Annotated in this window: 22 protein-coding genes, 1 other RNA gene and 1 pseudogene; 16 read left to right on the top strand and 8 right to left on the bottom strand. The window is 67.4% G+C overall.

Going from position 1 to position 25,742, the window contains the following annotated elements; translation table 11 throughout:
• Positions 1 to 9 precede the first annotated feature (9 nt).
• Entirely contained in the window at positions 10 to 1,293 is a 1,284-nt protein-coding gene (locus tag CYU89_RS10290; RefSeq protein WP_296280710.1) for a DUF1343 domain-containing protein, read from the top strand.
• Between the two features lie 92 nt (positions 1,294 to 1,385).
• On the opposite strand, the gene CYU89_RS10285 is transcribed toward CYU89_RS10290, so the two are convergent.
• From CYU89_RS10285 to smpB, 6 genes are all read right to left on the bottom strand, one after another.
• Complete coding sequence (locus CYU89_RS10285) at positions 1,386 to 2,009, bottom strand: DUF2894 domain-containing protein (protein WP_296280708.1); 624 nt, start codon at positions 2,007 to 2,009, stop codon at positions 1,386 to 1,388.
• A complete protein-coding gene (locus tag CYU89_RS10280) occupies positions 1,999 to 2,649 on the bottom strand; it encodes an OmpA family protein (RefSeq protein WP_296280707.1) in 651 nt (216 codons plus the stop codon). Before CYU89_RS10280 ends, CYU89_RS10285 begins: the two co-directional genes overlap by 11 nt.
• Positions 2,646 to 4,733 (bottom strand): DUF802 domain-containing protein, encoded by a 2,088-nt coding sequence (locus CYU89_RS10275; protein WP_296280705.1) that lies wholly within the window; start codon positions 4,731 to 4,733, stop codon positions 2,646 to 2,648. The genes CYU89_RS10280 and CYU89_RS10275 overlap by 4 nt, the downstream gene beginning before the upstream one ends.
• Positions 4,730 to 5,395, bottom strand: coding sequence for a DUF3348 family protein (locus tag CYU89_RS10270; protein ID WP_296280703.1), 666 nt, complete (start codon positions 5,393 to 5,395; stop codon positions 4,730 to 4,732). Before CYU89_RS10270 ends, CYU89_RS10275 begins: the two co-directional genes overlap by 4 nt.
• A 133-nt stretch (positions 5,396 to 5,528) precedes the next feature.
• Positions 5,529 to 5,882: a transfer-messenger RNA gene (ssrA, locus tag CYU89_RS10265) on the bottom strand.
• A 210-nt stretch (positions 5,883 to 6,092) separates the two neighbouring features.
• On the bottom strand, positions 6,093 to 6,581 hold the full coding sequence (gene smpB, locus CYU89_RS10260; protein WP_296280702.1) for an SsrA-binding protein SmpB: 489 nt from the start codon (positions 6,579 to 6,581) through the stop codon (positions 6,093 to 6,095).
• A gap of 41 nt (positions 6,582 to 6,622) precedes the next feature.
• Here smpB and CYU89_RS10255 point away from each other — a divergent pair, with 41 nt between their 5' ends.
• Together CYU89_RS10255 and CYU89_RS10250 are read left to right on the top strand one after the other, a co-directional pair.
• Positions 6,623 to 7,051, top strand: coding sequence for a type II toxin-antitoxin system RatA family toxin (locus CYU89_RS10255; RefSeq protein WP_296280700.1), 429 nt, complete (start codon positions 6,623 to 6,625; stop codon positions 7,049 to 7,051).
• 1 nt (position 7,052) lies between these two features.
• Positions 7,053 to 7,301: an RnfH family protein gene (locus CYU89_RS10250; protein ID WP_296280737.1), complete on the top strand. Its 249-nt coding sequence runs from the start codon at positions 7,053 to 7,055 to the stop codon at positions 7,299 to 7,301.
• Between the two features lie 8 nt (positions 7,302 to 7,309).
• Here CYU89_RS10250 and bamE read toward each other — a convergent pair whose 3' ends face one another.
• A complete protein-coding gene (gene bamE / locus CYU89_RS10245) occupies positions 7,310 to 7,702 on the bottom strand; it encodes an outer membrane protein assembly factor BamE (protein ID WP_296280698.1) in 393 nt (130 codons plus the stop codon).
• A gap of 103 nt (positions 7,703 to 7,805) precedes the next feature.
• Here bamE and fur point away from each other — a divergent pair, with 103 nt between their 5' ends.
• Positions 7,806 to 8,210, top strand: a complete 405-nt coding sequence (gene fur, locus CYU89_RS10240) for a ferric iron uptake transcriptional regulator (RefSeq protein ID WP_296280697.1) — start codon at positions 7,806 to 7,808, stop codon at positions 8,208 to 8,210.
• Positions 8,211 to 8,318: 108 nt separating this feature from the next.
• Here the strand turns inward: fur and recN are convergent, their stop codons facing one another.
• Positions 8,319 to 9,986: a DNA repair protein RecN gene (gene recN, locus CYU89_RS10235; protein ID WP_296280696.1), complete on the bottom strand. Its 1,668-nt coding sequence runs from the start codon at positions 9,984 to 9,986 to the stop codon at positions 8,319 to 8,321.
• A 92-nt stretch (positions 9,987 to 10,078) separates the two neighbouring features.
• On the opposite strand from recN, the gene hrcA reads away from it, so the two are divergent.
• From hrcA to CYU89_RS10175, 12 genes and pseudogenes are all read left to right on the top strand, one after another.
• Positions 10,079 to 11,128, top strand: coding sequence for a heat-inducible transcriptional repressor HrcA (hrcA, locus tag CYU89_RS10230; protein ID WP_296280694.1), 1,050 nt, complete (start codon positions 10,079 to 10,081; stop codon positions 11,126 to 11,128).
• 42 nt (positions 11,129 to 11,170) lie between these two features.
• Positions 11,171 to 11,689: a nucleotide exchange factor GrpE gene (gene grpE, locus CYU89_RS10225; protein WP_296280692.1), complete on the top strand. Its 519-nt coding sequence runs from the start codon at positions 11,171 to 11,173 to the stop codon at positions 11,687 to 11,689.
• Positions 11,690 to 11,797: 108 nt separating this feature from the next.
• Complete coding sequence (gene dnaK, locus CYU89_RS10220) at positions 11,798 to 13,723, top strand: molecular chaperone DnaK (RefSeq protein ID WP_296280691.1); 1,926 nt, start codon at positions 11,798 to 11,800, stop codon at positions 13,721 to 13,723.
• A gap of 94 nt (positions 13,724 to 13,817) precedes the next feature.
• The gene (gene dnaJ, locus CYU89_RS10215) at positions 13,818 to 14,936 is read left to right on the top strand and encodes a molecular chaperone DnaJ (RefSeq protein ID WP_296280690.1); all 1,119 of its coding nucleotides are present in this window, start codon (positions 13,818 to 13,820) and stop codon (positions 14,934 to 14,936) included.
• Between the two features lie 55 nt (positions 14,937 to 14,991).
• Positions 14,992 to 16,104, top strand: a complete 1,113-nt coding sequence (locus CYU89_RS10210; RefSeq protein WP_296280688.1) for a prephenate dehydrogenase — start codon at positions 14,992 to 14,994, stop codon at positions 16,102 to 16,104.
• A 101-nt stretch (positions 16,105 to 16,205) separates the two neighbouring features.
• The gene (locus tag CYU89_RS10205) at positions 16,206 to 17,549 is read left to right on the top strand and encodes an EAL domain-containing protein (RefSeq protein WP_296280686.1); all 1,344 of its coding nucleotides are present in this window, start codon (positions 16,206 to 16,208) and stop codon (positions 17,547 to 17,549) included.
• Positions 17,550 to 17,583: 34 nt separating this feature from the next.
• Positions 17,584 to 18,303: a 4-hydroxy-tetrahydrodipicolinate reductase gene (dapB, locus tag CYU89_RS10200; RefSeq protein ID WP_296280684.1), complete on the top strand. Its 720-nt coding sequence runs from the start codon at positions 17,584 to 17,586 to the stop codon at positions 18,301 to 18,303.
• A gap of 221 nt (positions 18,304 to 18,524) precedes the next feature.
• Positions 18,525 to 19,652, top strand: coding sequence for a glutamine-hydrolyzing carbamoyl-phosphate synthase small subunit (gene carA / locus CYU89_RS10195; protein ID WP_296280683.1), 1,128 nt, complete (start codon positions 18,525 to 18,527; stop codon positions 19,650 to 19,652).
• Between the two features lie 79 nt (positions 19,653 to 19,731).
• Entirely contained in the window at positions 19,732 to 21,630 is a 1,899-nt protein-coding gene (locus CYU89_RS10190) for a S9 family peptidase (protein ID WP_296280681.1), read from the top strand.
• 18 nt (positions 21,631 to 21,648) lie between these two features.
• On the top strand, positions 21,649 to 24,894 hold the full coding sequence (gene carB / locus CYU89_RS10185) for a carbamoyl-phosphate synthase large subunit (RefSeq protein WP_296280679.1): 3,246 nt from the start codon (positions 21,649 to 21,651) through the stop codon (positions 24,892 to 24,894).
• A gap of 8 nt (positions 24,895 to 24,902) precedes the next feature.
• Complete coding sequence (greA, locus tag CYU89_RS10180) at positions 24,903 to 25,367, top strand: transcription elongation factor GreA (RefSeq protein ID WP_296280735.1); 465 nt, start codon at positions 24,903 to 24,905, stop codon at positions 25,365 to 25,367.
• Between the two features lie 16 nt (positions 25,368 to 25,383).
• Positions 25,384 to 25,581 (top strand): annotated as a pseudogene (locus CYU89_RS10175) (phosphoglycerate mutase); the annotation flags it as partial.
• Positions 25,582 to 25,742: the final 161 nt, after the last annotated feature.

Raw genomic sequence — 25,742 nt, 5'->3', positions numbered from 1 at the left:
GATGACACTATGGCTCGGTTCCGTCGTCCGCTGCACGCTGCACTGCGCGCGTCCCGTACCTTCGCCGCGCGGGCGCTGCTGTGCCTGGCCTGCGCGGCGCCCGGTGCCGTCGCGCTGGCCGGCGACGATGCGCTTCCTCGGCTCGGCATCGACGTGCTGCTGGAACAGCGGCTGGACCTGTTGCGCGGCAAGCGGGTGGCCCTGGTGACCAACGCCACCGGCGTGGACCGCCAGTTGCGCAGCGACATCGATCGTCTTGCCGCCCATCCCGACGTCGCACTGGTCGCCCTGTTCGGCCCCGAGCATGGCGTGCGTGGCGATGTACAGGCGGGCGACAAGGTCGCCTCGTCGCGCGACCCCGGTACCGGCCTGCCGGTGCACAGCCTGTATGGCGAACACCGTGAGCCGACGGCGGCGATGCTGGCCGGCATCGACGTGATCGTGTTCGACATCCAGGACGTGGGCACGCGCTTCTATACCTATCCCTACACGCTGGCGGGGGTGATGCGGGCGGCGAAGCGCGGCGGCATCCCGGTCGTCGTGGCCGACCGTCCCGACCCCCTTGGAGGCCTGCGGGTGGAGGGGCCGGTCCTGGATCCCTCGCTGGCCTCGTTCGTCGGCCTGTTCCCGATTCCGCTGCGCCACGGCATGACGCTGGGCGAACTGGCCCTGCTGTTCAACACCGAATTCGGTATCGGCGCGGACCTGCATGTCGTGGCGATGGAGGGGTGGCGGCGCGGCGAGGAGCCGCTGCGCGAGGCGCTGCCCTGGGTACCGCCGTCGCCGAACATGCCGACGCCGGACACGGCGCTCGTCTATCCCGGCCTGGGCCTGCTGGAAGGCACCAACGTGTCGGAAGGGCGGGGCACCACGCGTCCGTTCGAAATGCTGGGTGCGCCGTGGGTGGATGCACGCGCGCTCGCCGACCGCCTCAACGCCCTGCGACTGCCGGGTGCGCGTTTCCGTGCCGCCTGGTTCACGCCCTCGTTCTCGAAGCATGCGGGCCTGGCATGCGGCGGGGTACAGGTGCACATCACCGACCGCGCTGCCTTCCGCCCCGTGCGCACGGGCATTGCGGTGCTGAAGGCGTTGCACGAGCAGCATCCGAAGGATTTCGCCTTCCTGTCCGGCGACCCGCCATTCTTCGACCGGCTGTCCGGCGTGCCGTGGCTGCGCGAGGCGATCCTGCGCGGCGATGCCATCGAAGCGATCGAGGCCCGCTGGACGCCGGAGCTCCGGCAGTTCGAGAGGCTGCGGCAGCGGTATCTGCTGTATGCAGAGGCCGCGCAGTAGCCGCATTCTCAGCCTGGACATGCCGTGCGCGCGACGTCAGGGGCGATGGCACGACGCCGGTCGTTCGTCGCGCTTCACACCGTATGACACCCTCAGGCGCGGCGCTTCCGGGTTCGACTGCGGCCGGCGGGCTTGGCGCCTTCGGCAACGCCAGGCGTCAGCGCGGCGAGTGCGTGCTGCATCTGCTCCAACGACGACAGGGTGTCGGCATAAGCGATGAAGTGCTGCACGTAGTCCGGAGAAACGTCGCGCATCAGATGCAGGGCGCGGTGGACAAGGGTGGCCGAGTTGAGCGGGCCGGCATCGGCAGGCAGGTCGTCGAGCGTGGCGCGCAGCTGGCTGTCCGTGCGCACGCGTGTCCACAGGCGGCGGGCTTCGTCGAGTACGGGGGGCGCCTGGCCCGGTGAAGGCGCGTCGGCGCAGGCGATCGGCGTGCGCTGTTGCAGGGCAGCCGCGAGCGTCCGCAGTGCACGCGCGCCATCATCCCGCATGCGTGCGGTGGCCGCGCGCGGCGACCAGGCATCGAGGTCGTCGGCGTAGGACGCGATCAGATCCGACAGCCGTGCATCGAGCAGGCGGCGGGCTTCGCCTTCGTGCGCACGGGCACGCGAGGCGAGCGCATCGATGAAGGCGAAACGCATGGGGTCCATGCGGTCGGCGCCGCGCATGCGCCACGCCTGCAACCGGGCCGGCGCGGAGAGCGCGTCACCGACCATGCGGGGCGACGTCGCGCTTGGGGGGGCGGGGGATCGGGGCGATCTCCACGCGGCGGTTGCGCGCGCGGCCTTCGTCGCTGTCGTTGGCGCTCACCGGTTGTTCCGCACCGAAGGCGGCGGCGAATACCGATCCAGAGGGCACGCCCTCGGCGATCAGCGTGCGGGTGACCGTCAGCGACCGCTGTGCCGACAGTTCCCAGTTGTCGGCGAACTGGCGGTTGTTGCCGCTGACCTGGCGATCGTCGGTGAACCCGCTGACCATCAGGATTTCGTCGCGCGTACGCAGGTAGCCCGCGAGCGGTGCCGCAAGCCCCTTCAGCAGTTCGCGCCCCTCCGGCTGCAACTGGTCCGAGTTCAGGGCGAAGAGCACGTTGCCGCGGATACCGATGCGGCCGTCTACCAGCGTGACGCGCCCCTCGGCCAGCGGTTCCGCAAGTGCCTCTTCCAGCGCCTTGCGCTGCTGGGCCTCCAGCTCGCGCCGGCGCACTTCCTCGTCCAGCCGTTGCGACAACTGCGCCTGCACGGCGATCACGCCGACCAGTACGAGTACGAAGGCGCCCAGCAGCACCGACATCAGGTCGCCGAAGCTCGCCCAGACGGGCGCGCCGAGGTCGGCGTCGTCTCCGGTTTCGACGCTCACGCGGCTTCCGCCGGCTGTGCGCCGCCCAACTGCTGCAGGTCGAGGGTGATCTGCCGCTGTGCGGCCAGGCTGAGATCGATGACTTCGCGCGCCTGCGCCACGTAGTAGGCCAGTTGGTCGTCGCTGCGCGCGAGCGACCGGTCGAGCGCGCCTTCGATGCCCTGCAGGCGATCCAGCAACGCTTCGTTGGACTGGCCAAACCGCTGCACGGCGGTGCCGAGCGCGTCGCCCAGGCTGGCCACTTCGGTGGCGCCCGCGGCGATCTGGGCGGCGATGCCGCCGAGTTTGTCCGTTTCGGCTTCGACACGATCGGTGAAGCGGGTGCCGACGCGATCGAGGAGGTCGGCCGAAGTGGCGACCAGGGCATCGATGGCGCCGCGCTGCTCGGTAGAGGCGTGGTTCACTGCATCGAGCAGCGTCTGCAGCGTTTCCATCAGCTGGTTGCGTTCCTGCAGCATGGCGGTGTCGCGGACCATGCTGTCGGACAGCGTCTGGCGAAGCTCGGCGATGACGTCGGCGGCGGCGCGCGGGGCTTCCGAAGCCGCCTGCACCAGCTGTGAGATCTCGGCGATGGTCTGCGTGGCATGCGCCTGGGCCTGGGCGGTGATCTCGTGCGACGTGCGTGCCAGTGCATCGCCGATGTCCTGCTGCAGGCGGACGGTCTGCGCGCCGGCCTGTTCCCATTGCGCCTGCAGCGAGGCGCCGGTGGAGGCCAGCCTTTCCGCCCAGATGGCCAGACGCGCCTCGTCCTGCGACGCCAGTGCTTGCTGTACGGCGACGTGGGAGTGGCCGATGGCGTCCAGCAACTGGCTCGCATGGCGCTGTACGTCTGCGACGTGGGTAGCCAAGGCCTGCTCGTGGCGTGCGGCGATACCGGCGCTGGCGGCGTCCTGTCGCGCCAGTGCTTGGTCCCAGCGGTCCGACAGGGTCGCGGCGTTCTGCTGGAACTGCGCCGCAACACCTTCGATCAAGGCGGACGAGCGCGCTTCGAACGTGCCTGACAGTCGATCGGTCAGCGCCCGCATCTCGTCGGTGAGCGCCGCATTGGATCGCTGCTGCTGCGCGATGGCGGTGGTCCAGGTCGCCGCCGCGGCGGCGTTGGCGGCATCGAAGCCCGCGTTCAAGCCGTCAAGTTGGCGCTGCACCGCCTGCGTGACGGTCGCCTGCATCGCGCTGCTCTCGCGCGCCAGACCCGCCAGGGTGGCCTCGGTACTCGGTTGCAGCGCGGCCACGACGGCGCGTGCGCTCGCGTCGACGCCGTTCTTCAGCACGCCTTCCAGCGTGCTGGCCAACTGCGCCTGCGCGGCTTCGGTGCGATGATGGAAATCGCTCTGGCTGGCCATCAGCCGCTCGCCGGCGGCGGCGTTCTGCGTTTCGATCGACGCGACCATCGCCTGCAGGCGTTCGACCAGGTCTGGCATCAGCGCAGCCTGCTGTTGCAGCAGGCGGAAGGATTCTTCGCGCTTGAACGACTGCGAGTGGACATGCAGCGACGTCGCGATCTCGGCATCCAGCAGGTGCACGGCCTGCAGCCGCTCGCGCCGGCACAGGGCGGCCAGCAGCCCGAGCACGGCGGACGTGGCCACGCCGGCGATGGATGTGCCGAACGCGAAACCCAGTCCCTTGACCGGTGCGGCCAGCGAACCGCGGATCGCATCGATGTCGGTCGCGCTTTCCAGCGCCAGACCGGTACCGCGCAGCGTTGCCATCATGCCCAGCAGCGTGCCCAGCATGCCCAGCAGCACCAGCAGCCCCACCAGATAGGGTGTCAGTGCCGGAGCGGGCAACGCGGTGCGCTCGCCCTCGATGCGCTGGCGCACCGAGGGGCGCAGGCTCGCCGGTAACGACGCCAGCCAGGTCGACAGGCCATTGCCGGCGGTGGACGTATCCGCCACCGCGCGCCGCAACGTGTCCGTCGCCTGGCGGTAGCGGTGCAGTTCCAGCGCGCCCGCGGCATAGCACAGGCCGATCACCAGGGTGACCACCACGCCGAGTGCGTGCGTGCCGATATACCCGATCCCGATCCAGGCGACGATGGCAAGACCCAGCAGGAACAGGGCGGCGGGAAACAGATGTCGGTTCATGGTGTTCCGGAAGCGTGCGAAGAACGAAGCGCGGCGAGCAGCGCGTCGATGGGATGGAAGCGGACATCCAGCTCGGCGAGGAGAATGTCCTGCAGGTCGCGGCGGAAGGTGGCGAGCCAGGCGGCATCCGTCGAGGGGGCGGCGCCCCTCAGTCGATCGAAATGCTGGCAGAGCAGGGCCGGGGTCGCCGCCAGCAGTGCCTGCTCCCGGGGACTTAGCGTCGTCTCCATGACGGCATCGACCTCGGCCAGCCGCGCCTGTGTCGCCGTGCCCGCCGCCAGTGCATCACGCAATCTCCCGCGCAACTGGCCGGTCGTCGCCTGCATCGCGCGCTGGAGGTCCAGGCAATGGCGACGGAAAGGCGCGACATCCTCCCCCGGCCATGCGTCGAGTCGGTCAGTGCGCATGATGGCGCCCTGCAGGGTCGCCCGTGCGCGCGCGCAGGCGGTCGCCTCGTCGTCGAACCGGACCGCGCGGTCTTCGGTGACCGGCGTTCCATCCAGCGCGCGGGACAGCGCGATGGCACGGTTCCAGTCGAGCCATTGGCCCAGCCTCTCCGACAGGGAGGGCGCAGGCGAGGTCGGGTCGAGATCGCCCAGCCGGGCGAGTCGTCGGACGAAGGCGGGGGCCGAAACGGCCCTCCGTTGCTGCGGTGAAGCCACGAAGACACTCAAAAAAGACGACGATTTTACAGGATGCGCCAAGCCCGCTGGCCGGTAAGGCGCCCAATCTGAGGCGAGGCCTGCCATGGACAAAGAAAAAGCCGGAACCTTGCGGTTCCGGCTTCTCTTCAAATGGTGGAGGTGGGCGGAATTGAACCGCCGTCCGAAGGTACTCCATCCCCGGTACTACATGCTTATCCCGCCGTTGGATCTCGTCCTGCGACAGCACGGTGGGCGAAGCGCACCGCAGGACCAGCCTGTTTTAGGTTGACCGGGTGCTGACAGGCAGCCACTCCCGGCGATTCCGTGATAATGACCTTACGCTGCGAGCACGGACACAAGCAGTTTCAGGGCTTACGCCTTAAGCGGCGAGAGCGTAGTTGTCGTCGTTGGCAACTAGAGTTTTGCCGCTGGATTTACGAGGAAAGCTGCCCCCTCGGCATGCACCAGGCAACTTCGCAACCCCCGTCGAAGCCAGTGCACCCCCGGGAGTCAGAAACGTCCTGACGAATAGCAGTGTAGGGCCGGCTACCTCGCTTCACAAGGCGCAGCGACGGCGATGTTCAGCCTCGTGAGGCCAAGCCCCCTGGTAAGGGGGCGAATTCGCGCGTCAGCGCCAATGGGGGATCGGAAGCAAGCGTTGGGGCCCGAGATTCGCGTAGCGAATCTTGGGATTCCATCGCGTTGTGCGATGAAATCACGCATCCTTGTTGTGCCGGCGCATGACACGGGACTTCTCGCGGGCCCAGTCGCGGTCCTTCTCGCTGGCGCGCTTGTCGTGCGTCTGCTTGCCCTTGGCCAGTGCCAGTTCGGCCTTCACCTTGTTGCCTTTCCAGTACAGCGACGTCGGCACCAGGGTGTAGCCGTCGCGCTCGACCTTGCCGATGAGGCTGTCGATTTCGTTCCGGTGCAACAGCAGTTTGCGCGTGCGCCGATCGTCGGCGACCGTGTGGCTGGATGCCTGGATCAGCGGGGTGATCTGCGCACCGAACAGGAAGATTTCGCCCTGCCGGATGATGGCGTAGGCCTCGGTGATGTTGGCGCGGCCCGCGCGGATCGCCTTGAGTTCCCAGCCCTGAAGGGCGAGGCCCGCTTCGTGCCGCTGCTCGAGGTGGTACTCGTGACGGGCGCGCTTGTTCAGCGCGATCGTGCCCGTTGCTTTATTCTTGTCCGGTTTCTTTGCCATCCTTCCTATTGTCGCCGAAGGCGGAACCCTACGCGAGCCACATGCACACGATCCGCCGCAGCGCCCTGGTCGAACACTCGGCCACCCGGATGTTCGACCTGGTCAACGACGTGGCGGCCTACCCGCGCCGTTTCGACTGGTGCAGTGCGGCCGAGCTGAGGGAGCAGGGCGACCAGCGGCTGGTCGCGCGGCTGGACCTGGGGTTCGGCTCGCTGAGGACCTGGTTCACCACCGAGAACGTGCTGGACCGCCCGCACCGCATCGACATGAACCTGGTGGATGGGCCGTTCCGCAAGCTGCACGGGCGCTGGGATTTCCATGCACTGGACGAATCCGCCTGCAAGGTCACGCTGACGCTGGAGTTCGAGCCGTCGAGCCGGTTGCTGGCCCCGGCGATGGCGCTGGGTTTCCAGGGACTGGCCGACCGGATGGTGGACGATTTCGTGCGCGCCGCCGATCGCGGTGAATGACGTGCGGGTGGAGGTGATCCGGGCATGGCCGCACCGGTTCGACTCCGTCGTGCTCAGCCTCCCGCCCGGTGCCACCGTAGCGGATGCGGTTTCAGCCAGCGGATTTGCCGAAGCCGCTCATCCGGCCGTGGCGATCCATGGCGTGATCGCGACGCCGGACACCGTGCTCAACGACAACGATCGCGTGGAAGTGCTGCGCCCGTTGCAGATCGATCCGAAGGAAGCGCGCCGTCGTCGGGCGCGCGGCTAGGCGACGCCTCAGCGGCGGCGGCCCTTCTTCTTTTCCTTGGCGAGGTTGGGGCCGAACTTGCGCACGTCGCGCGAAAGTTGCAGGTCCGCCTCGGGGAAATATTCGCCCTCCCAACTGGCGAGCGTGTCGCCATTGAAGATCAGGGTGAGGTTCTTGATGTCGGTCGTGCCGCGGCGATTGGTGCGGTTGCTCGCGGTGTAGTCCCAGCGGTCGGCATGGAACGGGTCGGCGATCGACGGACTGCCGAGCAACGACTGCACCTGCTGCTTCGTCTGCCCGGCCTGCAGCTGGTCCACGGCCGTCTTCTCGATCAGGTTGCCCTGGTAGATCGGCTGCTTGTAGAGGATGCCGCAGCCAGCGGTGGCGGAAGCGAGAACGGCAGCCAGCAGGAATTTGCGCATTGGGACAGGTACGGTGGGAAACCGGGCCGATGATACACTCCCCCGGACCGCCGCAACCGAGCTTCAGGCAGCTGGCGCTAAACCGAGAGTGAACGGAGACGCCATGGAATCGCAGGACCTTCGCAAAGTCGGCCTCAAGGTCACCCATCCGCGCATGCGCATCCTGGAATTGCTGGAGCAGAAGAACTCCCAGCATCATCTGAGCGCGGAAGACATCTACCGGCAGCTGCTGGACCATGGCGACGAAATCGGGCTGGCGACGGTTTATCGGGTCCTGACCCAGTTCGAGGCCGCCGGCCTGGTGCTGAAGCACAACTTCGAAGGCGGACAGGCCGTGTACGAGCTGGATCGCGGCGGTCACCACGACCACATGGTCGACGTGGATACCGGCAAGATCATCGAATTCGAAAGCAGCGAGATCGAGAAGCTGCAGCGCGAGATCGCCGCCAAGCACGGCTACGAGCTGGAAGAGCACTCGCTGGTGTTGTACGTGCGCAAGAAGCGCTGACAGCTGGAGATTTTCCGGCTCGGGATGTGGAAGCGACGTAAGTCGCGAAGCGGCATCGGCAAGGCCTCATCGCGACCTGCGTCGCTCCCACAGTAGGCAGCAGGGCTGTCAGACCGCGTTCGCCAGCAGCCGCTTGGCCGCGGCATGCGCTTCCTTGCTGACTTCCACGCCGCCCAGCATGCGCGCGAGCTCCTCTTCGCGCTGCTTCGCTCCCAGCTTCTCGACCGCGCTTTGCGTCATGCCATCCACCGGGGCCTTGCTGACCCGGTAGTGCGCGTGTCCCTGCGCCGCGACCTGCGGCAGGTGGGTGACGCACAGCACCTGCCGTTGGGCCCCTAGCGCCCGCAGCTTCTGTCCCACGATCTCGGCGACCGCGCCACCGATGCCGGTGTCGACTTCGTCGAAGACCATGGTCGGCACGGCGTCCACCCCGAGCGCAGCCACTTCGATCGCCAGCGAAATGCGCGCGAGTTCGCCGCCGGACGCCACCTTTCGCAGCGGGCGCGGCGGCTGCCCGGCATTGGCCGAGACCAGGAATTCGACCCGCTCGGCGCCGGCAGGATCGGGGCGATCGCCTTCCTGGGGCTCCAGCGCGATCTCGAAACGGCCACCGCCCATGCCCAGTTCGGCAATCAGGGCGGTAGTGGTATCACCCAGTGATGCCGCCGCGCGGACACGCGAACGGCTCAGGGATGCCGCGGCGCTGCGCCACTGCTCCCGGGCCGCATCGATATCTCCGTTCAGCTGGACCAGGCGTTCGCCGGCGCCGCGTAGCGACTCCAGTTCGGCGGCGAGCCGGTCGTGCTGCTCCTGCAGGCCCTCCAGCGGCACGCGATGCTTGCGGGCGAGGTCGTGGACGCGGGCCAGCTTGCGCTCCAGCGCGTCGAACTGCAGCGGTTCGCCGTCGAGGTCGTCGCGCACCTGGCCAAGCAGGGAAAGCGCTTCCTCGATCTGGATCGCCGCACCGTCGAGCAGCGCATCCACCTCGCGCAGGCGCGGCTCGTGTTCGGCTTGCCGCCCGAGATCGGCGCGCACCTGTTGCAACTGCCGGGTGAGCGAGGGCGTTTCGTCGCTGGCCAGTTCGCCCAGGGCCGCATCGCAGGCCTGGATCAGGCCGGCCGCGTGCGCCTGCCTGCGATGGCTGGCGACCAGCGCTTCCAGCGCAGCGGGCGAAAGATCCTCCCGCTGCAACTCCGAGAGCTGGTGTTCCAGATAGTTGATGCGGTCGGAGACATCGCCTTGGCCCGACAGTAGTTCGCGTTCGCGCAGCAGCGCAGTCCAGGATCGCGCCGCCTCGCGTACCGTGGCGCGCTCGCGGTCGTTGCGCGCGAAGGCGTCCAGCAGGTCCAACTGGCTGTTGCGGGCCAGAAGCGCCTGGTGTTCGTGCTGGCCATGGATTTCCACCAGCCGGGCGGCCAGTTCGGTCAGCTGGGACAGCGTCACGCTGCGGCCATTGATCCACGCGCGGGAACCGCCGTCGGCACGGATCACCCGGCGCAGCTGGCACTGGCCGTCGTCGTCCAGTTCGTTCTCGGCGAGCCACGCCTGTGCTGGCGACCCGGGCGAGGGGGAGAATTCGGCCGACAGCTCCGCCCGCTCGGCGCCATGACGGACCACGCCGCTGTCTGCACGCAGGCCGGACAGGAACCCCAGCGCATCGACCAGCAACGATTTGCCGGCGCCGGTTTCACCGGAAATGACGGTCATGCCGTCGCCGAATTCCAGTTCGGCCGCACGGACGACGGCGAAATCCTTGAGGGCGAGATGTCTGAGCATGCGGCGGATTGTAAGCGGTGGCGGCTCAGCGTCTGAGACGTCCCGGGCGTGCCGGCTTGCAAAGAAGGGGGGAGCGACGTTATCTAGCGGGCATGCATCCGCCATCGCCCCCGCTGGATCCGCGCGCCCGCCAGCTGCTGCGGACGCTGATCTCGCGCTACATCCGCGATGGCGAGCCGGTGGGGTCGCAGACGCTGGCCCGCCATGCGGGGCTGGAGGTGAGTCCGGCGACCATCCGCAACATCCTGTCCGAGCTGGAAGAGGTCGGACTGCTGAGTTCCCCGCATACCTCCGCCGGCCGCATTCCCACCGCCCAGGGGTATCGGGTGTTCGTGGACAGCCTGGTGAAGGTGAAGTCCCTGGGGGACGGCGAAGTCGCGCGGCTGCGGGCCGAACTGTCTACGGGGGCGGGGACCCAGGCACTGCTGGGCAACGCCTCGGAGCTGCTGTCGGCGATGACCCACTTCGTCGGCGTGGTCAGCGTGCCGCGGCGGGAGCAGTTCGCCTTCCGCTACATCGATTTCGTGCCGCTGGATGGGCAGCGGGTCATGGCCATCCTGGTCTTCGCCGACAACGACGTGCAGAACCGGGTCATCGAGACCCGTCGGCCCTACGAGCGGTCGGAACTGGAGCGCATCGCGAACTATCTGAACACCCAGTTCGCCGGGCGACCCTTGGCCGAAATCCGGGCCAACCTGCTGCGTGACCTGCGCCGCGCCCAGACGGAAATGGAAGGCCTGCTGGCCGAGTCGATCGAGCTGGCCGAACAGGCCCTCACGCCGCCGGGCGACGATGTGGTGCTGGCGGGCCAGACCCGGCTCATGGGGGTGCAGGAGCTGTCCGATCTGGAACGGCTGCGCGACCTGTTCGAGGCGTTCGCCCGCAAGCGTGAAATCCTGCAACTGCTCGAGCGCACGATCCGCGCCCCGGGGGTGCGCATCTTCATCGGCGAGGACACCGGGCTCGCGCCGCACGATGGCGTGTCGGTGGTGACGGCGCCCTACATGGCGGGCGGGCAGGTGCTCGGCGTGCTGGGAGTGATCGGGCCCACGCGCATGGCGTATGACCGGGTCATTCCGGTGGTGCAGGCGGCGGCCGATGTACTGGGTGCGGCCTTGAATCCGGATGCGCCGGCCCCATAGGTTGGGGCTTGGGCGGCCGGACTTGCCGCGATGGGACCCGAAATGAACCAACACGACCACGATTCCGACCTGGACCAGGGCCACGACCCGCAGGACACCGACAGCGCGCTGATCGCCGAGCTGGAAACCCTCCGCAACGAACTCGACCAGCTGCGTGCCACTACGCTGCTGGAGCGCGCCGACCTGGAGAACCAGCGCAAGCGCGTGGCCCGCGACATCGAGCAGGCCCGCAAGTTCGCCAACGAACGCCTGTTGGGCGATCTGCTTCCCGTTTTCGACAGCCTGGACGCCGGCCTGGCCGCGGCAGGCGCCGAGCCGAGTCCCCTCAAGGACGGACTGGAGCTGACCTTCAAGCAGTTGCTGAAGGTGGCCGGCGACAACGGCCTGACCCTGCTGGACCCCACGGGCGATGCCTTCAACCCCGAACACCACCAGGCGATCAGCCAGGCCGATGCGCCGGGCGCTGCGCCCGGCAGCGTGGTGCAGGTGTTCCAGAAGGGCTACCTGCTCAACGGACGCCTGCTGCGCCCGGCCTTGGTGGTCGTGGCGAAGCACGACTGAACGCCTGCGCGACGGCGCTTGAACGGCGCCATCGCACCCCTATATCGGGACCATCCACCCGGCCGAGCGCCGGATCCAAACAGAATTTGCTAGGGAGCGAGAACCACCATGGGCAAGATCATCGGCATCGACCTCGGCACGACCAACTCGTGCGTGGCGATCATGGACGGCGGCAAGGCCCGCGTCATCGAAAACTCGGAAGGCGACCGCACCACGCCCTCGATCGTGGCGTACACGAAGGACGGTGAAGTGCTGGTCGGCGCCTCGGCCAAGCGCCAGGCCGTGACCAATCCGAAGAACACCTTCTACGCGGTGAAGCGCCTGATCGGCCGCAAGTTCACCGACGCGGAAGTGAAGAAGGACCTGGACCTGGTGCCCTACGGCATCGTCGCGCACGACAACGGCGACGCCTGGGTACAGACCAGCGACGGCAAGAAGATGGCACCGCAGGAGATCTCCGCGCGCGTGCTGGAAAAGATGAAGAAGACGGCGGAAGCCTTCCTGGGCGAGACCGTCACCGAAGCCGTCATCACCGTGCCGGCCTACTTCAACGACAGCCAGCGCCAGGCGACCAAGGACGCGGGCAAGATCGCCGGCCTGGACGTCAAGCGCATCATCAACGAGCCCACCGCGGCCGCGCTGGCCTATGGCCTGGACAAGGGCGAAGGCGGTGCCGACCGCAAGATCGTCGTCTACGACCTGGGTGGCGGCACCTTCGACGTGTCGATCATCGAGATCGCCAATGTCGACGGCGAGAAGCAGTTCGAAGTGCTGGCGACCAACGGCGACACCTTCCTGGGTGGCGAAGACTTCGACAAGCGCGTCATCGACTACCTCGTCGAGGAATTCCAGAAGGACCAGGGCATCGACCTGCGCAAGGATCCGCTGGCCCTGCAGCGCCTGAAGGACGCCGCCGAGCGCGCCAAGATCGAGCTGTCCAGCTCGCAGCAGACCGAAGTGAACCTGCCGTACGTCACCGCCGACGCGTCGGGCCCGAAGCACCTCAACATCAAGCTGACCCGCGCCAAGCTGGAAGCGCTGGTCGAAGACCTGGTGAAGAAGACCATCGAGCCCTGCCGCATCGCGCTGAACGACGCCGGCCTGCGCGCCAGCGACATCGGCGAAGTCATCCTCGTCGGTGGCCAGACCCGCATGCCGAAGGTGCAGCAGGCCGTGGCCGAGTTCTTCGGCAAGGAACCGCGCAAGGACGTCAATCCCGACGAGGCCGTGGCGCTGGGCGCCGCGATCCAGGGCGGCGTGCTGGCCGGCGACGTCAAGGACGTGCTGCTGCTCGACGTCACCCCGCTGAGCCTGGGCATCGAGACGCTGGGTGGCGTGTTCACCAAGATCATCGAGAAGAACACCACCATTCCGACCAAGGCCTCGCAGACCTTCTCCACTGCCGAGGACAACCAGTCCGCGGTGACGGTGCACGTGCTGCAGGGCGAGCGCGAACAGGCCCGCTTCAACAAGTCGCTGGCCAAGTTCGACCTGTCCGGCATCGAGCCGGCGCCGCGCGGCATGCCGCAGGTGGAAGTGTCGTTCGACATCGACGCCAACGGCATCCTGCACGTGTCGGCCAAGGACAAGAAGACCAACAAGGAACAGAAGGTCGAGATCAAGGCCGGTTCGGGCCTGTCCGAGGACGAGATCGCGCGCATGGTGGCCGACGCCGAGGCGCACCGCGAAGAGGACAAGAAGTTCCAGGAACTGGTGCAGGCGCGCAATCAGGCCGATGGCTTGCTGCACGCCACCCGCAGTGCCATCACCGAGCACGGCAGCAAGGTGCCGGGTGACGTGATCGGACGCGTCGAATCCGCCATCGCCGAGCTGGAGACGGCGATGAAGGGCGACGAGAAGGCGCAGATCGAAGCCAAGTCGAAGGCGCTCGAAGAGGCGGCCCAGTCGCTGTACGCGGCCGCGGCGTCGACCGAGCAGCCGGGTGGCGGTGCCGGTCCTGCCGGCGGTGCATCGGCCGGCGCGGACGACGTGGTCGACGCCGAGTTCACCGAAGTGAAGGACGACAAGAAGTAATCCCGGCCCACGGGATGCGGCGGACGGGAGACGTGGCCTGCCACGGCCTCCCGTTTTGCCATCCGGCGAACCTGCGAGACCAGCCTGACGACACATGAGCAAGCGCGATTACTACGAAGTCCTGGGCGTGGACAGGGACGCCAGCGATGAGGACCTGAAGAAGGCCTATCGTCGCTGTGCTATGAAGCACCACCCCGACCGCAACCCCGGCGATGCCGCGGCCGAAGCGGCGTTCAAGGAGTGCAAGGAGGCGTACGAGGTGCTGTCCGACGGCGCCAAGCGACGCACCTACGACGCGCACGGACATGCGGCATTCGAGCATGGCATGGGCGGTGGCGGTCCCGGCGGCCCGGACATGGGCGACATCTTCGGGGACATCTTCGGCAACATCTTCGGCGGAGGTGGCGCGCGTGCCGCCCGACGGGGCGCCGACGTGGGCTACGTCATGGAGCTCGACCTGGAGGAAGCGGTCGCGGGCATCGAGAAGCGCATCGAGATTCCTTCGCTGGTCGCGTGCGAGCCCTGCAAGGGCTCGGGCTCGGCGGACGGGAAGGTCGAGACCTGTGGCACCTGCGGCGGTCGCGGCAACGTGCGCATGCAGCGCGGCATCTTCGCCATGCAGCAGGCCTGTCCGGCCTGCGGCGGGCGCGGCCAGACCATCAAGAATCCCTGCACCGAGTGCCATGGCGCCGGTCGCGTGGAGGAAGAAAAGGTTCTGTCGGTCAAGATCCCGGCCGGTGTGGATAATGGCGACCGCATCCGCCTGACCGGCGAAGGCGAAGCGGGCCCTCCGGGCACGCCGCCGGGCGACCTGTACGTGGAAGTACGCGTGCGCGAGCACGACATCTTCCAGCGCGATGGCGACGACCTGCACTGCGAAGTGCCGATCCGCATCTCGCAGGCGGCGCTGGGCGATACCGTGCGCGTTCCGACGTTGCGGGGCGAGGCGGAGATCCGCATTCCCGCCGAAACCCAGACCGGCAAACTGTTCCGCCTGCGCGGCAAGGGCGTGAAATCGGTGCGCAGCCGCAGCGAGGGCGACCTCTATTGCCGCGTGGTGGTGGAAACCCCCGTCAACCTGACCGGCGAGCAGCGCGAGCTGCTGGAGAAGTTCGAAGCCACCTTCAGCGGCGAGGAAGCGCGCAAGCACTCGCCGAAGTCGGCGACGTTTCTCGACGGCGTGAAGGGCTTCTGGGACCGCATGACGTCCTGACGACGGGACGCGCCGGCTTGCTTCTAGAATGGGGCTCCTTCGTGGAGCCCTTTTCGTGCCCGGACCCCTCATCGGCATCGTCGGCAGTGCAGGCGCCTATGGCCGCTGGCTGCAGCAGTTCTTCCGCAACCGCATGGCCCTGGAGGTGATCGGCCATGATCCCGCCGACCCGTCTTCCACGGACGAGGCGGACCTGGTCCGCCGTGCCGACGTACTTCTGTTTTCCGCACCCATCCGGGCGACGGTGTCGCTGATCGAGCGTTACGTGGACCTGGCGGGCGGCGGCGAGAGCGGGAAGCTGTGGCTCGACGTGACGTCGGTCAAGGCCGCGCCGGTGGCCGCCATGCTGCGGTCCCGGGCCGAGGTCGTTGGCCTGCACCCCATGACCGCCCCGCCCAAGTCGCCGACGCTGAAGGGCAGGGTGATGGTGGTGTGCGAGGCGCGGCTCGACCGCTGGCGTCCGTGGCTGACCGCGCTGCTCGAGGCGTTGGACGCCGAATGCGTGGAGGCCACCCCGGAACAGCACGACCGCGTGATGGCACTGGTGCAGGCCATGGTGCATGCGACGCACCTGGCGCAGGCGGGCGTGCTGAGGGGACAGGCCGACAGGGTAGGCGATCTCGCCTCGGTGATGCCTTTCCGTTCGGCCTCCTTCGAGATGGATGCCGCGATCATCGCGCGCATCCTGTCGTTGAACCCTGCGATCTACGAAGACATCCAGTTCGGCAATCCACATGCGTCCGAGGTCCTGCGCGCGCTCGGACAACAGGTGGCCCGGATGGCCGCGTTGGTGGAAGAAGGCGGCGACGCCGCACGCGAGGCCTTCCGCAACGAGTTCCTGCACGACAACCGCGAAGCGGTGGGTGCCGCTGCGCTCGCGGAGGGCAACTACCACTACGAGCGCATCGGCTACCTGCTGGCCGACCTGTCGGCGGACAAAGCGCTCAGCGTTCACCTGCCGCAGGACCGGCCCGGCTCGTTGCGCAGCCTGCTGCATGTGTTCGAGCGACACGACGTCAGCCTGTCGTCCATCCATTCGTCGCGCACGCCAGAGGGTGACGTGCATTTCCGGATCGGATTCGACACGGACATCGACGCGGAGGCGTTGCAGCGCGCCGTCGCCGAAATCGCGGAGACCGGTATCGGTCGGATCGTGTCGTCCGCCTGATCGACCATCGAATCCGCCGATCGGCATGTAAACCCGTTTACTCGACAAGCGTGAGTCGAGAGCCCTAGCATCCCCCACGAGGCGGCGGCCACGACCGTCGCATGAGCTTCATCATCCTCAGGGAGCGACGGGAGATGGGTCAGGACAACACGCGGGTGACGCGGTCGCCACTGCAGGTGCTGGCTGCACGGAAGGACGACGAGGAGGCGATCGCCCTGCTCACGCAGATCGTGGTCGCCCAGGGTGAAATCGCCGCGGCCGGTCCCGAGCCCCAGGATGTCGTGGATGCGATCACCCATCGTGCGCAGGCCCTGACGCGCTCCGACGGCGCGGTGCTGGAAATCCGCGATGGCGCGGTCATGCGCTACTGGTCGGCCAGCGGCATCGCGCACGACATGGTGGGCATGAGCATCCCCGTGGAGGGTAGCCTGTCCGGTCGCTGCATCCACGAAGGCCGTGTGCTGAGGTGCGACGACAGCGAGGACGACGCACGCGTGAACCGCGATGCCTGCCGGCGGGTCGGACTGCGTTCCATGCTGGTCGCCCCCCTGCATTTCCGTGGCCAGGTGGTCGGCGTGCTGAAGGTGGTTTCGGCGACGCCCATTGCCTACCGCGACGCCGATTGCCGCACGCTGGAACAGCTCAGTACGCTGGTGGCCGCCAGCTTCTACAAGGCGATCGAGCACGCGCAGATGCGCGCGGCACTGGAAACGCGCAAGGGAGCGCTGGATCGGGACCGCCAGCATGCGCAGGCGGCGAGGGCGCGCCTCGAAGACGTGCTGCGCGAGGGCAGACTGACGAGCGTCCTGCAGCCCATCGTGCGGCTTGCCGACGGCGCCACCGTCGGGTACGAGGCACTGGCACGCTTCCCGATCGAATACGACCTGTCCACCAGCCGCTGGTTCGAGGACGCCGCAAGGCACGGCTTGAGCGTGCCACTGGAACTCGCTGCCGTGGAAGCCGGGCTGGCGTGCCTGCCGCGCATTCCCGGAGACGCCTACATCGCGCTCAATGTGTCGCCCGAGACCGCATGCAACGAGCGCCTCTCATCGTTGCTGGCGGCGAGCGAGCCGCAGCGACTGGTGCTGGAAATCACGGAGCACACGCCTGTCGACGACTACGGACAGCTGAACACCTGTCTCGCCACGCTGCAGGCGCGCGGGGTGCGCATCGCGGTGGACGACACCGGCGCGGGCTTCGCCAGCCTGCGCCACGTGCTGCGGCTTTCCCCGGACATCATCAAGCTCGACATCTCGCTGGTGCGCGAAGTCGACCAGCGCCCGCGCATGCAGGCCCTCATCGCGGCGCTGCTCGCATTCGCCGAGGGGACGCGCGCGCAGCTGATCGCGGAAGGCGTGGAGACGGAACGCCAGTGCGACGCACTGAAAGCACTCGGCGTGCCCTTCGCGCAGGGCTACTTCCTCGGTCATCCGGCCGCGCCGTAGCCCGGCCTGGCGGGCCAGCGGTTACCATGCGGCCATGAACGCCTCCCCGATCCGTCTCCTCATCCATGGTGCGTCCGGTCGCATGGGCCAGGCGTTGCTCCGCCTCGCCGCCGAACAGGCCGGCCACTGCCAGGTCGTCGCGGCGGTGACACGGCGTACGCCGTCACCGCGCGTGGTGGACGGCGTCCCCCATTTCGCGGCCAGCGAGCTGGCGGGCGTGCCGGCCTTCGATGTCGCCATCGACTTCAGCCTGCCCGACGGGTTCGATCACATCCTCGCCCTCTGCGTCGAGCGTGGCGCGGCGCTGGTGTCCGGAACGACGGGCATGGCCGACGCGCAGGCGGGCGCCCTGGTGCAGGCGGCGAAGAGCATCCCGCTGGTGTGGGCAAGCAACTTCAGCCTTGGCGTCGCGGTCCTGGCGGACCTGGTGGAGCGAGCCGCGGCAGCGCTGCCGGGGTGGGACGTGGATGTCGTGGAGTCGCACCACGTGCACAAGAAGGATGCGCCGTCCGGCACGGCGCTCACGCTCGGAGGCGCGGCAGGCAGCGCGGGCGCGCCCGTGCATTACGCCAGCCTGCGCGCGGGCGACATCGTCGGCGAGCACACCGTGCAGTTCACCGGGCTGGGCGAGCGGGTGGAACTGGTGCACCGGGCGACGCATCGCGATGTGTTTGCACGCGGCGCGCTGCACGTTGCGCGGCAGCTCGCCGGGCGCCCGGCGGGCAGCTACCGGGTGCGCGACCTGTTGGCGTGAAGGCACGCTGGCTTGCCCACGTCGCGCTACAACCTGAACACGGCGGGCTTGGGCACGCCGCCGAGCATCCGGCGTAAAAAACGGTGGCGCTGAACAGGCCGTTTCCGTACAATTCCCGCTCGCCTGTTACCCATCGCCACGGACCGGATGAACGCCGCGTCTGCGGTTTCTTGCAGCCGCAAGCCGGTGGGACAGGGTTCCTCCACCCCAAGGCGAACCCCGTGACACGACCCGCAATCCTCGTACTCGAAGACGGCACCGTATTCGAGGGCGAATCCGTAGGCGCAGACGGCCTCTCGGTCGGCGAAGTGGTGTTCAACACCGCGATGACCGGTTATCAGGAAATCCTGACCGACCCCTCTTACGCCCGCCAGCTCGTCACCCTGACCTATCCCCACATCGGCAATACCGGCTGCACCGACCAGGACGACGAAGCGTCGAAGGTCTGGTGTGCCGGCCTGATCGTGCGCGACGTACCGCGCCGCCCCAGCAACTGGCGCAACCAGCAGGCCCTGCCGGAATGGCTGTCCACGCGCGGCATCGTGGCCATTGCCGGCATCGATACGCGCAAGCTGACGCGCATCCTGCGCGAGCGCGGTGCCCAGAACGGCGCGCTGATGGCGGGCGATGATGTCGACGTGGAGAAGGCGCTGGAAGCCGCGCGCAAGTTCCCCGGCCTGAAAGGCATGGACCTGGCCAAGGTGGTCAGCACCGACAAGCCGTATCCGTGGCGCGATGGCCAGCTCGACCTGGACCGCAATGCCTTCGTGCAGGCGCCCGCGAAGTTCAAGGTGGTGGCATACGACTTCGGTGTTAAGCACAACATCCTGCGCATGCTCGCCGAACGCGGTTGCGAGGTCACCGTCGTCCCGGCGCAGACCAGCGCGGCCGACGTGCTCGCGCTGCAGCCCGACGGCGTGTTCCTGTCCAACGGCCCGGGGGATCCGGCGCCGTGCGACTACGCCATCACCGCCATCCGCGAATTCATCGCGAGGAAGATCCCGACGTTCGGCATCTGCCTCGGCCACCAGCTGCTGGCGCTGGCCGCCGGCGCACAGACCCTCAAGATGGGCCACGGCCACCACGGCGCGAACCATCCGGTGCAGGACATCGATACCGGCCGCGTGATGATCACGTCGCAGAATCACGGCTTCGCCGTGGACGAGGCCTCGCTGCCGGCCAACGTGCGTGTCATCCATCGCTCGCTGTTCGACGGCACCAACCAGGGCATCGAGCTGACAGACGCGCCGGCCTTCTCGTTCCAGGGCCACCCGGAGGCATCGCCGGGGCCGCATGATGTCTCACCGCTGTTCGATCGTTTCATTGTCTGCATGGAGCAGGCGAGGTAATCGTGAAGGGGGATGGCCCAGCGCCATCGATTGTCCGTACGGCGGCGTATCGCTGCCTTTCCATTTCAGGGAGTGGAAGATGAAAATGATGGTGCGCCTGTTGTTGCTGCTCGCGCTGTTGCCTGTGCAGGGCTTCGCGCGTGAGATTCCGATCCAGGATTTCTTCAAGGATCCCCAGTTCACCTCCGTCGCGCTTTCTCCCGACGGGAAGCACATGGCGGTGAACGTTCCCCAGGCCGATCGCACGTTGCTCGCCATCGTGCGGGTTGCGGACCAGGCCATCGTCGGCAAGTTCGACTATGGCGAGAACCGCCATTTCCGCCAGGTCGTCTGGGCCAACGACAAGCGCCTGCTGTTCGTGGTGACGTTCAAGACGGGTCGATTCGACTTCGAGACCGCGCGAGGCGACATGTACGCCGCGAACCTGGACGGCACGGGCCGGATGGATATCCCGAACGGAAACAGCTACAGCATCGTGGACCTGACGCCCGAGGATCCGGATACGATCCTCGTGGAGCGGTCCGTCGAAACGTCCTTCCTCTCCAAACTCAACGTCAACAACGGCCGCATCACCACGGTGGCCAATGCACCGGTCGAGCAGGGCAGCTTCCTGGTCGACCATGACCGCAAGGTTCGGTTCGTGGCCGGCGCGATGAACGACGGCCGCAACGTGACGTATCGCCGCGATGGCGATCGGTGGACGCTGGTCCACGAGAGCGAACGCAACGGTGCAACCTACTATCCGCTCGGCTTCGACGCGCAGAACAAGCGCGTGTACATGGCGAAAGGCGAGCAGGGCAAGCCCGAGACCATCGTCCTGCTCGACGTGGATTCCCGCGAAGAGACGCCCGTCTCCAGCAACGGCACCGTCAGTCCTTCCGGCTATCTGTGGAGCAGTGACGAGAAGACCCTGCTGGGCGTGTGGTACGAAGACGGTGTCCCCTACTGGGACTGGGTGGCTCCGGAGCATCCGGAGACGAAAGTGTACGCGGGACTCGCAAAGGCGTTCCCCGGCAAGGCCGTTCGCTTCCAGCGACCGTCCGATGACGGGCGTTACCTGATGATGCGGGTCTATTCGGACGTGCAGGCGCCCGAGGCGTATCTGTTCGATCGCCAGACGGGTCAGGCGCAGTTCCTGACCGCCAGCATGGCCTGGATCAAGCCGGAAGACATGTCGCCGATGAAGCCCATCGTGGTGAAGGCACGGGACGGTCTTGCCCTCCACGGCTACATCACCATCCCGAAGGACAGCAGCGGCAAGAACTTGCCGCTGATCATCAACCCGCATGGCGGCCCGCATGGCCCGCGCGATGAGTGGGGCTTCAATCCCGAGGTCCAGCTGTTCGCGAACCGCGGCTATGCCGTCCTGCAGGTCAACTATCGCGGCTCCGGCGGCTACGGCAACGCCTTCGAAGGCATGGGTTACCGGAAGTGGGGCACCACCATGCAGGACGACCTGACGGACGCGGTCCGCTGGGCAGTCGCGCAAGGTATCGCTGACCCGAACCGCGTCTGCATCTACGGTGCGTCCTACGGCGGCTATGCCGCGCTGATGAGCGTGGTGCGCGAGCCCGACCTGTACCGCTGCACGGTGGGCTATGTGGGCGTCTACGACCTCGACGCGCAGCGCGACGCGGACTTCATGGGCCATGAAAGCGGTCGCAACTACCTGAAGGACGTCTATCCGCCGACCGCTGCCGAGCGCATGGCGCAGTCGCCGGCATACGGCGTGGAGCGCATCAAGGTGCCGATCCTGCTGGTCCACGGCGAGAAGGACGTGCGCGTGCCGATCAAGAACATGCACTTCCTGATTTCGCAACTGGCCAAGGTCGGCAAGAAACCCGATGACGTGATCGTCGAGAAGAAGGAAGCGCACGGCTTCCGCGACCTGCAGAACAACGTCAACCTCTACACCAAGATGCTGGCGTTCTTTGACAAGTACATCGGGCCGAACGCGAAGACCGCCTCGGCCCCGTAACCCTGGAAGCAGTCCCCCATGCCCAAGCGCAACGACCTCAACACCATCCTGATCATCGGCGCAGGCCCGATCGTCATCGGCCAGGCCTGCGAATTCGATTATTCCGGCGCCCAGGCGTGCAAGGCGTTGCGCGAGGAGGGGTATCGGGTGGTGCTGGTCAACAGCAACCCCGCGACCATCATGACCGACCCGGAGATGGCGGACGCGGTCTACATCGAGCCGATCAACTGGCAGACGGTCGAGAAGATCATCGCCAAGGAGAAGCCCGACGCGCTATTGCCCACCATGGGTGGGCAGACCGCGCTGAACTGCGCGTTGGACCTGGCGGACAATGGGGTGCTCGAGAAGTACGGCGTCGAGCTGATCGGCGCCAAGCGCGACGCCATCCGGATGGCCGAAGACCGCGAGCTGTTCCGCGTGGCGATGGGTGAGATCGGCCTGGAGTGTCCGAAGGCCGCGGTCGCCCACACGCTGGAGGAAGCGCTGGAAATCCAGACCCGCGTCGGCTATCCCACCATCATCCGCCCCAGCTTCACGCTGGGCGGCAGCGGCGGCGGCATCGCCTACAACCGCGAGGAACTGGTCGACATCGTGACCCGCGGCCTCGAGCTGTCGCCGACCACCGAAGTGCTGGTGGAGGAGTCGGTGCTGGGCTGGAAGGAGTTCGAGATGGAGGTGGTCCGCGATACCGCGGACAACTGCATCATCGTCTGCTCCATCGAGAACCTGGACCCGATGGGCGTGCACACCGGTGACAGCATCACCGTCGCGCCGGCGCAGACGCTGACCGACAAGGAGTACCAGCGCCTGCGCGACGCCTCCATCGCCGTGCTGCGCAAGATCGGCGTGGATACCGGTGGCTCGAACGTGCAGTTCGGCATCAACGCGCAGACAGGCCGTGTGGTCGTCATCGAAATGAACCCGCGCGTTTCGCGTTCGTCGGCGCTGGCGTCCAAGGCAACCGGTTTCCCGATCGCCAAGGTCGCGGCCAAGCTGGCGGTGGGCTACACGCTGGATGAACTGAAGAACGAGATCACCGGCGGCCTGACGCCGGCGTCGTTCGAGCCGGCGATCGACTACGTCGTCACCAAGATCCCGCGTTTCGCGTTCGAGAAGTTCCCCCAGGCCGATGCGCGCCTCACCACCCAGATGAAGTCGGTGGGCGAGGTGATGGCGATGGGCCGCACCTTCCAGGAATCGTTGCAGAAAGCACTGCGGGGCCTGGAAACCGGCAAGGTCGGCCTCGATCCCACCGGACTGGACCTTGCCGACGAAGACGACCTGGCCACGCTGCGCCGGGAACTGAAAGCGCCGGGTCCGGAGCGCCTGTTCTACGTGGCCGATGCGTTCCGCGCCGGCATGACGGTCGAGCAGGTGCATGCGCTGTCGTTCATCGACCCCTGGTTCCTCGACCAGATGGAAGAGATCATCGCGGCCGAGCGCCAGCTGGCCAACGACGGTCTCGGTTCGCTCGACAAGGCGCGCATGCGCCACCTGAAGCGGATGGGTTTCTCCGATGCGCGCCTGGCGCAGCTGGCGAACACCAACGAAACCGCCGTGCGTGTCCTGCGCAAGGCGCTGGGCGTGAAGCCGGTCTACAAGCGCGTGGATTCCTGCGCGGCCGAGTTCGCCACAAGCACCGCGTATCTGTATTCGACGTACGAGGACGAATGCGAAGCGGAGCCGACGACGCGCGACAAGATCATGATCCTCGGCGGCGGGCCAAACCGCATCGGCCAGGGCATCGAGTTCGACTACTGCTGCGTGCATGCGGCGCTCGCGCTGCGGGAGGACGGGTTCGAGACCATCATGGTCAACTGCAACCCGGAAACCGTCTCCACCGACTACGACACCTCCGATCGCCTGTACTTCGAGCCGCTGACGCTGGAAGACGTGCTGGCCATCGTCGAACTGGAGCAGCCGAAGGGCGTCATCGTGCAGTACGGCGGCCAGACCCCACTGAAGCTGGCGCGCGCGCTCGAAGCCAACGGCGTGCCCGTCATCGGTACCAGCCCCGACTCGATCGACCTCGCCGAGGACCGCGAGCGCTTCCAGCAACTCGTGGATTCGCTGGGCCTCAAGCAGCCGCCGAACCGGATCGCCCGCAACGACCAGGAAGCCCTGCTGCTGGCGCGCGAGATCGGCTACCCGCTGGTCGTGCGCCCGTCGTACGTGCTGGGCGGCCGTGCGATGGAAATCGTGTACGGCGAATCCGACCTGGCACGCTACGTGCGGGACGCGGTCAAGGTTTCCAATGATTCGCCGGTGCTGCTGGACCGCTTCCTCGACAACGCGGTCGAGGTGGACGTGGACATCATCGCCGACGCCGACGGCAACGTGCTGATCGGCGGCGTGATGGAGCACATCGAGGAGGCCGGCGTGCACTCGGGCGACTCATCGTGCTCGCTGCCGCCGTATTCGCTGTCGGCGAAGACGCAGGACGAACTGCGCCGCCAAGTGGTCGAGCTGGCCAAGGCACTGAAGGTCGTCGGCCTGATGAATACCCAGTTCGCCATCCAGTCGAGCGAGGACGGCAGCGACGACATCGTCTACCTGCTGGAAGTGAATCCGCGCGCGTCGCGCACCGTGCCGTTCGTCTCCAAGGCCACCGGCATGCCGCTGGCCAAGATCGCGGCACGCTGCATGGCCGGAAAGACGCTTGCCGGGCAGGGCGCCACCAGGGAAATCGTGCCCGATTACTACTCGGTCAAGGAAGCGATCTTCCCGTTCGCCAAGTTCCAGGGCGTGGACCCGATCCTCGGGCCGGAGATGCGCTCCACCGGCGAGGTGATGGGCGTCGGCCGGAGCTTCGGTGCCGCGATGGCGCGCGCGCAGGAAGCCGGCGGCATCAAGGCGCCGCCGGTGGGCAAGGTGTTCATCTCGGTTCGCGACCCGGACAAGAAGCGCGTGCTGCCCGTGGCGCAGGAACTGGTCGGCCGCGGCTACTCCATCGTCGCGACCGCCGGCACCGCGTCGTGGCTGCGTGAGCGTGGCATCGACTGCGAGCAGATCAACAAGGTGCTAGAGGGACGGCCGCACGTGGTCGACCTGATCAAGAACGGCGAAATCGTGTATATCGTCAACACCACGGAAGGACGCCAGGCCATCGCCGACTCCTTCTCCATCCGGCGCGAGGCCCTGCAGCACCGCGTCACCTATTCGACCACCGTCGCCGGCGCCAAGGCGCTGGTGCATTCGCTGGAATACCGCGGCACGGGCCCGGTGCTGGCGTTGCAGGAACTGCACAAGGAGCTTCAAGGGTGAGAGCCCCATTGACGATGCAGGGCGCACAGCGCCTGCGCCAGGAACTGGACCTTCTGAAGACGGTCAAGCGCCCCGAGGTGATCACCGCGATCGCCGAGGCGCGTGCGCACGGCGACCTGAAGGAAAACGCCGAGTACCACGCCGCCCGCGAGCAGCAGGGCTTCATCGAAGGCCGCATCAAGCAGCTGGAAGGCGAGCTTTCGCATTCCGAGATCATCGACGTGAGCAAGCTCAACGCGGGCTCGCGCATCGTGTTCGGCGCGAAGGTGGTGCTGGCGGACGTGGATACCGATGAAGAGAAGCGCTACCAGGTCGTCGGCGACCTCGAGGCCGATATCAAGCTGGGCCTGATCGCGATCTCGTCGCCGCTCGCTCGCGCCCTGATCGGCAAGCACGAGGGCGATTCGGTCACCATCGATGCGCCGGCCGGCCAGCGCGAGTACGAAATCATCAGCGTTTCCTACGCCGACTGACCGCGGTCGCCCCGTCATGGCCCAGGCCACCCTGCTGCTGCCCGCACGCACCCGCCTGGTCGGGCAGGTCCTGCCGCCTGATCTCGCGAAGGCCCTGGGCCGTGCCGACCGTGCAGCGAGCGAGGCGGGGGAGCGCGCGCAGCTGCGCCGCCAGTTCCAGCTGATACCGGACCACTGGCCGGTCGCCGCGCTCACGCGCCAGCACGATGCTGGCGCTCAGGTCTCCCAGCGTCACCGGGTCGCCCCTGTACGCGTGCGGGTGGTCCTCCAAGCCGGTGTCCAGGACCTCCTCCGCCAGGGAGCAGTCCAGCGCCTTCGCCGCGTCGAGGAAAAGCGACCCGTGATCCGCTGCGACCGTGGCGCTGCACAAGATGC

This window comes from Pseudoxanthomonas sp., from assembly GCF_002863005.1.
Lineage (GTDB): Bacteria > Pseudomonadota > Gammaproteobacteria > Xanthomonadales > Xanthomonadaceae > Pseudoxanthomonas_A.
Note: the sequence above shows the minus strand (reverse complement) of the source record. Positions and strands in the feature narration are given on the sequence as shown.

Bases quoted from the DNA above. Each gene is read 5' to 3' on its own strand.
- CYU89_RS10290 (WP_296280710.1), top strand. From the start codon at position 10: ATGGCTCGGTTCCGTCGTCCGCTGCACGCTGCACTGCGCGCGTCCCGT.
- CYU89_RS10285 (WP_296280708.1), bottom strand. From the start codon at position 2,009: ATGGTCGGTGACGCGCTCTCCGCGCCGGCCCGGTTGCAGGCGTGGCGC.
- CYU89_RS10275 (WP_296280705.1), bottom strand. From the start codon at position 4,733: ATGAACCGACATCTGTTTCCCGCCGCCCTGTTCCTGCTGGGTCTTGCC.
- smpB (WP_296280702.1), bottom strand. From the start codon at position 6,581: ATGGCAAAGAAACCGGACAAGAATAAAGCAACGGGCACGATCGCGCTG.
- CYU89_RS10255 (WP_296280700.1), top strand. From the start codon at position 6,623: ATGCACACGATCCGCCGCAGCGCCCTGGTCGAACACTCGGCCACCCGG.
- bamE (WP_296280698.1), bottom strand. From the start codon at position 7,702: ATGCGCAAATTCCTGCTGGCTGCCGTTCTCGCTTCCGCCACCGCTGGC.
- fur (WP_296280697.1), top strand. From the start codon at position 7,806: ATGGAATCGCAGGACCTTCGCAAAGTCGGCCTCAAGGTCACCCATCCG.
- recN (WP_296280696.1), bottom strand. From the start codon at position 9,986: ATGCTCAGACATCTCGCCCTCAAGGATTTCGCCGTCGTCCGTGCGGCC.
- hrcA (WP_296280694.1), top strand. From the start codon at position 10,079: ATGCATCCGCCATCGCCCCCGCTGGATCCGCGCGCCCGCCAGCTGCTG.
- grpE (WP_296280692.1), top strand. From the start codon at position 11,171: ATGAACCAACACGACCACGATTCCGACCTGGACCAGGGCCACGACCCG.
- dnaK (WP_296280691.1), top strand. From the start codon at position 11,798: ATGGGCAAGATCATCGGCATCGACCTCGGCACGACCAACTCGTGCGTG.
- dnaJ (WP_296280690.1), top strand. From the start codon at position 13,818: ATGAGCAAGCGCGATTACTACGAAGTCCTGGGCGTGGACAGGGACGCC.
- CYU89_RS10205 (WP_296280686.1), top strand. From the start codon at position 16,206: ATGAGCTTCATCATCCTCAGGGAGCGACGGGAGATGGGTCAGGACAAC.
- dapB (WP_296280684.1), top strand. From the start codon at position 17,584: ATGAACGCCTCCCCGATCCGTCTCCTCATCCATGGTGCGTCCGGTCGC.
- CYU89_RS10190 (WP_296280681.1), top strand. From the start codon at position 19,732: ATGAAAATGATGGTGCGCCTGTTGTTGCTGCTCGCGCTGTTGCCTGTG.
- carB (WP_296280679.1), top strand. From the start codon at position 21,649: ATGCCCAAGCGCAACGACCTCAACACCATCCTGATCATCGGCGCAGGC.